Origin of the sequence: Bacillus cereus group sp. N6 (assembly GCF_016483705.1) — a bacterium.
Taxonomy (GTDB): domain Bacteria; phylum Bacillota; class Bacilli; order Bacillales; family Bacillaceae_G; genus Bacillus_A; species Bacillus_A wiedmannii.
In genome coordinates this window covers 1-1,361 of sequence record NZ_JAEHBI010000161.1, presented here as the reverse complement: position 1 = coordinate 1,361, position 1,361 = coordinate 1, and the positions used below count along the sequence as shown (strand labels likewise).

Below are 1,361 nucleotides of genomic sequence, written 5' to 3'. Positions count from 1 at the left end.
AATGGCATGACTCCGTATCAGTATTCAAAATCAATTGCGTAATCTAATTGATGTTCCAGTTTTTCTTGACCAGGTCATTTTAGCGAGAATCCGTTACTTGTAATGGATTCTCTAATTAGAATGTGAGAGAATTAGGTTCATTGAAAAAATAAAAAAGAACGGTTCTATTGGCATAGTCCGTCCTTTGAAAAGGGAATAATGACAGTTATTCTTTCTTATTATACACAAAAATACTGAAAATTAAATCTATTATATATTGAGAAAATGCTCATCCTAAAAAGGAAGGTTATTTTTATGAATAAAGGTGATGCAATTTTAAGGTTGCTATCAGAAATCAAGTTGGAGCTTAAAGACGCAAAAGAACAAATAGCGAAAATGCAAACAAAGTTAGATACATTAGAACAACAAAATCAGGTAAAGAACAAAATAGAGCGAAAGAAGCAACAAACAAAACCTGATAAAAAAGATAAACGAGATTGGAAATACCCAGCTAAACTGAAATGAAAATTGTACAGGACTAAGATCATACAGAAAAAGTGAGGTGATAGGTACATGAATAAAGAAGAATTTGAGGATACCTTGCAAAATTTTTCTTTCTTCTTATCTAGTCGTGGAAGGAAGTCATCCACAATTAAACGATATGTCTATGATATTGAGGACTTTGGAAGATGGCTGCAAACATCGAATCGTTTTCAAGAAAAGAACTTCTGGAACAAGATAGATAAAAAAGATTTTGAAGCCTATTTTCAGGAACTCATATATAAACGAAAGTATGGGGAGAAAACCATTCATCGAATTGCAGTGGTGTTAAAGAAATTGTATCAGTTTTTAGAAATTCCTAGTCCTATTGTAGAAATGAAGGGAATCACTCCACCGAATCGGGCCCTACGCAAAGAAGACTTTATTACGGAAGAGGAAGAAAAAAAGCTGAAATACATCCTTTCTTCACCTGAAGGATTGTCAGAGGAACAACTTTCCGTTCGACCACTTCTCATAGATCGAAATATGTCTATTGTATCGCTTCTTTCGGATTATGGGCTTACACTGCAAGAACTCGTAGCGTTACAGATGCAACATGTGCATTTTGGAGAGAACACGATTACAGTTGTACATAGCAAGGGGAAGGAACGAAACATCATTTTAGAAGAAGAGGATAAAATACGTTTATTTACGTACTATAAAACGATACCGGAACCCGTTCGTCCTAGATATCATAGTACGGATCCATTATTCGTTGCATTTGATTTTAAACGAGGCACATTTCGCTGGGTGTATGACAATGATGGTTCTGTTGCAAAGTTTGAACAAAACTAAGTACGTTTATAAACTACGGTTATCGTTTAAGAAATTTTGAATAATTG

General features: G+C 34.3%; 2 protein-coding genes. Both read left to right on the top strand.

Going from position 1 to position 1,361, the window contains the following annotated elements:
- Nucleotides 1-294: 294 nt before the first annotated feature.
- Nucleotides 295-504: a hypothetical protein gene (locus tag JDS99_RS30620; protein WP_199696471.1), complete on the top strand. Its 210-nt coding sequence runs from the start codon at nucleotides 295-297 to the stop codon at nucleotides 502-504.
- Nucleotides 505-552: 48 nt separating this feature from the next.
- Nucleotides 553-1,314, top strand: coding sequence for a tyrosine-type recombinase/integrase (locus tag JDS99_RS30615; RefSeq protein ID WP_472926341.1), 762 nt, complete (start codon nucleotides 553-555; stop codon nucleotides 1,312-1,314).
- Nucleotides 1,315-1,361: the final 47 nt, after the last annotated feature.